Source organism: Alienimonas sp. DA493 (assembly GCF_043951915.1).
GTDB lineage: Bacteria > Planctomycetota > Planctomycetia > Planctomycetales > Planctomycetaceae > Alienimonas.
Window position 1 is genome coordinate 1 of the sequence record NZ_JBINJD010000234.1, and the last position, 5,969, is coordinate 5,969.

Sequence of the window (5,969 nt, forward strand, 5' to 3'; positions counted from 1 at the left end):
GGGGGGGCGGCGTCCGGCGTTCGCTAACCGCTGCGATCCGCGCCGTGCCGAACGTCGCCGTGCCGAACGTCGCCGTCGGTTGCCGCCGCCGGGGAGGGCCGGTCAGAGTGGCGCCGCCCTTTCCGCCCGCCGCTCAACGCCCATGACCGCCCCCCGCCCGCCGTTCGCGTCGCGGTTCGCCCCGCTCGCCGCCGTTTTGCTGCTGTTCGGAGCGACGGCCGGAACCGCCGCGGAGCAACCGAATCTGATCTTCGTGCTCAGCGACGACCTCGCGATGGGCGACGTCGGGGCCTACGGGCAGGACTTGATTCAGACCCCGAACATGGACCGCCTCTGCGCCGAAGGCACGCGGTACATGTCGGCGTACACCGGCACGAGCGTCTGCGCCCCGGCCCGGTCCTCCTTCTTCACCGGCCTGCACATGGGCCACTGCCCGACCCGGGCGAATCGCGAGTTGCAGCCCGAGGGCCAGCGCCCGCTGCCGGAGGGGCAGGTGACGGTCGCGGAAATTCTCAAATCCGCCGGTTACCGCACGGCCACGGTGGGCAAATGGGGGATGGGCATGTTCGACACCCCCGGCAGCCCGTTCAAAACCGGGGTCGACCGGTTCTTCGGCTATAACTGCCAGCGGCACGCCCACCGCTACTTTCCGGATTATATCTACGACAACGACACCCGCGTCGAACTGCCGGAGAACGCCGACGGCCGGCAGGGGACCTACGCCCAGGACCTCATTCAGAACGCCGCGTTGAACTTCGTCGCCGAGGCGGCGGACGCCGACGAGCCGTTCTTCCTCTTCTACGCCGCCACCCTGCCGCACGGGCGGTTCGAGATCGACAGCCAGGGGATCTACGCCGACAAGCCGTGGAGCGAACTGGAAAAGAATTACGCGGCGATGGTGACCCGGCTGGACTCCGATTTGGGCGACCTCGTCTCCCTGCTGGAGGCGAAGGGGGTGGCGGAGAACACCTTAATCGTCTTCGCCGGCGACAACGGCTCCTCCTTCAACCCGGACACGCCGATCGGCAAGCGGTTCGATCAGGCGATGGGCGGCACGCTGCGGGGGTATAAACGCGGCATGTACGAGGGGGCGCTGCGGCAGGCGGCCTTCGCGTATTGGCCGGGCACGGTTCCGGCCGGGCGGGTGACGGACGAACCGTGGGCCTTCTGGGACCTGCTGCCCACCTTCGCCGAACTGGCCGACGCCGACCTGCCGGCGGGCTACGAGACCGACGGCAAGTCGCTGGTCGAGTTCCTCAAGGGCGGCCCGGCTCCGGAGCGGGACTACTTCTACTGGGAACTGCACGAACGCGGCCCCGGGCCGATGCAGGCGATCCGCTGGGACGACTGGAAGGCGGTCCGCCCCGTCGCCAGCGGGCCGGTGGAGCTGTACGACCTCTCCGCGGACCTCGGCGAGCAGAACGACCTGTCCGAACAGCGGCCGGAGCTGGTCGAGAAAGCGGTCGCGATGATGAACGCCGCCCGCACCCCGCACCCCGACTGGCCGGACCCGGCGACGGCCGATCCGCCGAAACGGCGGCGGAACTGAGCCGTTCGCCCCGCCGGCCGTGCGACGGGGGACGGAGCCGCTAAGCTGCCGAGGATGCCGTCCGCGCCCCGCACCCCAGACCCCGTTCGCACGCGGGACGAGGCCGAGCGGTTCCTGCTGGGCCGGGTGAACTACGAGCGGCGCCCCATCCCGCCGGACGCCCTGCGGCTGGACAGCGTGCGGGCCTTGCTGGCCGAGCTGGGCGACCCGCACCGCCGCGTGCCCGCGGTGCATATCGCCGGGACGAAGGGGAAGGGGACGGTCGCCTCGTTGGTCGCGGCGGGGGCGACGGCGGCCGGGCTGCGGTGCGGGTTGTTCACCTCCCCGCACCTCGTGCGCTTCGAGGAACGGCTGACGGTCGACGGGGCCGAGCCGGACGAGGCGACCTTCGTGCGGCTCGTCGCGGACGTCGCCGCCGCCGCCGGCCGGGCCGAGGCCGGCGGAGCCGCCCCGGCGACCTTCTTCGAGGTCAGCGCCGCGTTGGGCTTCCTGCACTTCGCCCGGTCGGGGTGCGATCTGGCGGCGCTGGAGGTGGGCTTGGGCGGGCGGCTGGACGCCACGAACGTCTGCGAGCCGGTCGTCTGCGCGATCACCACGATCAGCCGCGACCACACCGCTCAACTGGGCCACACGCTGGCGGCGATCGCCGGGGAGAAGGTCGGCATCGCCAAGCCGGGCGTCCCGCTGATCTGGGGCGGCGGGCCGGGCGAGGCGGGGGAGGCGATCCGAGCCCGGTGCGAGGCCGTCGGGGCCCCGTTCGTGCCGGTCGATCCGGCGGGGCCGACCGGCGACTGGGCCGATCTGCCGATCCCTCCCGGCGGGCCGCACCAGCGGGCGAACGCCGCCACGGCGGCGGCGATCTTCGAGGCGCTGCGAACCGCCGGCTGGCCCGTCATGCCGGAAGCCGCCGCCCGGGGCGCCGCCGGCGTGCGACTGGCCGGCCGGGCGGAGCGCTTTCCTCCGCCGACGAACGACCGTGGGGAGCCGATCGGCCCGGAGATCCTGCTGGACGTGGCCCACAACTGGGCCAGCGCCGGCGCCCTCGCCGGGGCGTTGCGGGCCGACGCCGGGGAGCGGCCCCGGTTTCGGCGGGTCTGTCTCGTGTTGGCCTGCGCGAAAGATAAGGACGCCGCCGGGCTGCTCCGCACGCTGCTCCCGCACGTCGACGACCTGACCTGCACCCGGTTCCTGAAGAACCCCCGGGCCGTCCCGCCGGAGGACCTGGCGGCGTTGGCCCGCTCCCTGACCGACGCCCCCGTCCGCTGCGACCCGGACCCGCAGTCGGCCTGGGCGGGCGCCGTCCGTCGGGCCGGCGCCGGCGGGCTGGCGATCGCCGCGGGGTCGTTCTTCCTGATTGCCGAACTGCGGCCGGGCGTGGCAGCGGTGCGAGCGAAATCCGCATAGATCGGCTGCGGGCGGGAACGCGTCGAAAAAAATTTGACGATATTCAGTCCGGCGCGGGGGGATCCCCCGGTACGTCGGTCGCCCGCACGGTGTTGAACGAGGGTCCCCGCCCCTCCGCCCCCGGCGACCCGCCGCCCCGCAATGCTTTCGCTTTGGTCTTTCGTTCGAGCGGTGGTTCTGCCCTGTCTCGGCGTCTGCTGGCTCGCTTGCGTGCTGGTCGGCCCCTCCGCCGACGCCCCGCCCGAGGAACCCGGGGAGGACGCCGCCCTCGCCGAGGTGCTCGAGATGGTGAGACGCGTCGAGCGGCAGCCGCTCGGCGGCTCGATCCGCTGGACGGCCTCTCAACACGTCGACGTCTATTCTCCCGACGGGTCCTCGCCCGCGGAGCCGACTGTGAAGTGGGCGGCCACGTCCGCCGTCGGCGGTCGCGGACAGCTCGACCCGTTTATGTTGGCGTTCGAGGGGGAGGCGTCCGGGGCGACGTTCTCGCAGTGGCTCGCCCGTTCCGCCGTGCCGGAAGAGGCCCTCCCGGAGACCGGGCGGAGTTGGATGACGGTGCGGTCCCACGGGATCTCCCACAAATTCGGCCGAAGCTATTATCTTCTCGTCGCCGAATATCGGGCCGAGGAGTCCGGGGGCGACGCCTACGCCGCCTGGAGTTTCTATCTGGATCCGGACCACGATTATCTCCCGGTCCGCGCCGAGTTTTGGAAGTACCGCTGTTCGGAGATTATTCCGATCGAGACGATTTACCTCGTGGACTTGGTTCAATCGGACGGCGGCCGGTGGTTCCCGCGGCGGGCCGTCCACGAGAGATTCGACGAGGACGCCGCCCGGCGAGACTTCAGGAAACGGCGCTGGACCGGATACTTCGAGATGGAACTGCGGCCGAACGCCGACCCGGTATGAGGATCGGCCGCGGCGGGGGCGAGCGAGTGCGGGGCGGCGGCCGTCGCCTTACCACCGCACCGCCACGTCGCACAGTTCGTACCCGGCCAGCGGGACGCGGACGGCGTCGCCCTCGCAAATCAATTCGGCCTGCGACTCGCCGGCGAGGTTGCGCTTCTCCGCCCCGGCAGGTTTCTTGAAAAATCGAATTGCGGCGGTGCGGGTGCGGCCGTCGCTCTCCTGCACGCGCAGCGTCGTGGCGCCGTCCTCCTGCCGGAGCGAGAGCACGCGGACGCCCGGGCTGTCGCAGGCCCACAGCCAGCCGACCGGCCCCGACGCCGGCGGCCCGGCGGCGGGGACGGCGATCGGCGGGGTGAGGAACGCGTCGGCGGCCCGCATCGGGTGCGGGTCGTCCAGCGTGATGCCGAACCGCCAGACGCGGCCGTCGTCGGTCGGCTCCCCCGCGATCAGCAGCGGACTGTCCAGCATCCGCCGGCCGCTGCGGGTCTGAAAGGGGGCGTCCGGGGTGAGGACGGCGGTGCGGAGCTTCTTGTCCCCGTGGAGGCTGGTCAGTTCGAAGAAGTGGGCGGCCTCGAACGTGCCGGAAGCGGGGGCCGCCTGTCGGGAGCTCTGAATGGACCGGGTGAGTTCCGCCGTTTCGTCGTCCCAGGCCCACCGCAGCACGACGTCGCCGGTCTCCAGCGCCGTCGCCGCGTCGGTAAAGGCGACCTCGACGAGGGCCGTCCGCGAACCGCGGTCCAGCCGCACCCGCAGCGTGAACCCGCACAGCCGGGCCCCGCCGGCGGGGTCGATCAGCGCCCCCCGGCTGACCAATTCCCCCCGGGCCGGACCGGCGTCGACGATCTCCCACGACTGCACGTCGGCGCCCACGGCCCGGCTGTACCGCTCCGGTTCGGCGCCGTCCTCGGGGGAGCCGGTGAGGGTGCGGGGAGCGTGGAACCGCACCGCCGGTCGCATACCCAGCCGCACGGGGCTGCGGCCGTAGGTCTTCACGGCGGCGATCCCGCCGGTCGCCGGGTCGAACAGGACTTCGAACGCCTCGTTCCGCACCACGCCGGGCTCCGCGGTCTTCGCCTTGGCCTTGGAGAGCGGCGCCGCCTTGCCGGACTGGGCGGGGAACCAGACGAAGCCGCCGGGGGGGATCTCGCAGGTGAAGGACCGCGGGCCGACGAGCTTCACCGCCGGGTGATCGGCGGGCGGGCCGGGGGCTTTCTCGCCGCGGTCGAGGGCCACGGTGCGGGGGATCGGCAGCGGGTTGAGCCAGAGCGTGCCGGGGGTCGAGCCGCCCCGGCAGATCGCGGCGGCCAAGCGATTCGCAGCGTCGCTCTCGGCCCCCTCCGTCCCCAGCAGGTCCGCGAGGCCGCCGATCAGGCCCCGGCCGCGGGCCTCCGCGTCGGCCCGGATCGCCCGACTGTGGGCGGAGAGCGGCTCCGGGGAGCCGGCGGCCGGGCCGGGGGAGCGGTACTTCCGCGGGTCCGCCGCGAACACCCGGGCGAACGGATCGTCCTCCGCAAACATTTCCGTGAACGTGGCGAACTCCCCCAGCGCCGGGGCGAGGGCGGTGAGAGCCTTCAAATCGTCCAGCAGCGGACCGGGGGCGCCCGGCCAGCGGGCGAAGGTGACGGCGACGGTCTGCTCCGCCTCGAAGGCTTCGGCGAGGATCTCCGGCAGGTCCCAGAAGGAGCCCGCCGAGCCCGCCGGCAGCGGATCGCGGGCGTGGGCCGGGATCTCCCCGCCGGCGCCCGCCCACCGCACCCGGCCCGCCCCGTCCGGCGGCACGTCGCCGGGGCCGAACTTGAGGTGCAACGCCGCCTTGACTCCGAGGGACTCCAGGATCTGCGGCGTCAGCGGGGTGAAGCCGAACGCGTAACGCCCCCAGACTCCCGGCGGACTCCCGAACAACTCGCGAAACGCCTCCCGTCCCGCGTTCAGTTCTCTCACGGCGGCGGAGACGTCCCGCAGGGCGACCGGGGCCTCGATCCGTTCGCCGCCCACCGGTTCGACCCGGCCGGCGGCGTCGCGGACGGCGGCGACGAGGTCCGGCGAGGCGGCGGCGATCTCGTTCCAGTCGGCGCCGGTCGCCAGCAGGTTGAGCGGCGGGCCGCCG

At 72.8% G+C, this 5,969-nt stretch carries 3 protein-coding genes and 1 pseudogene; 3 read left to right on the top strand and 1 reads right to left on the bottom strand.

Annotated elements, in window-relative coordinates; all coding sequences use genetic code 11:
* The first annotated feature begins 142 nt into the window (after window positions 1-142).
* The 3 genes from ACG2DA_RS21385 (at window position 143) to ACG2DA_RS21395 (ending at window position 3,862) form a co-directional block, all read left to right on the top strand.
* Window positions 143-1,549, top strand: a complete 1,407-nt coding sequence (locus ACG2DA_RS21385) for an arylsulfatase (RefSeq protein WP_395258530.1) — start codon at window positions 143-145, stop codon at window positions 1,547-1,549.
* A gap of 54 nt (window positions 1,550-1,603) precedes the next feature.
* A complete protein-coding gene (locus tag ACG2DA_RS21390) occupies window positions 1,604-2,953 on the top strand; it encodes a bifunctional folylpolyglutamate synthase/dihydrofolate synthase (RefSeq protein ID WP_395258532.1) in 1,350 nt (449 codons plus the stop codon).
* 171 nt (window positions 2,954-3,124) lie between these two features.
* The gene (locus ACG2DA_RS21395; protein ID WP_395258534.1) at window positions 3,125-3,862 is read left to right on the top strand and encodes a hypothetical protein; all 738 of its coding nucleotides are present in this window, start codon (window positions 3,125-3,127) and stop codon (window positions 3,860-3,862) included.
* 48 nt (window positions 3,863-3,910) lie between these two features.
* Here ACG2DA_RS21395 and ACG2DA_RS21400 read toward each other — a convergent pair.
* Window positions 3,911-5,969, bottom strand: a pseudogene (locus ACG2DA_RS21400) (hypothetical protein); the annotation flags it as partial.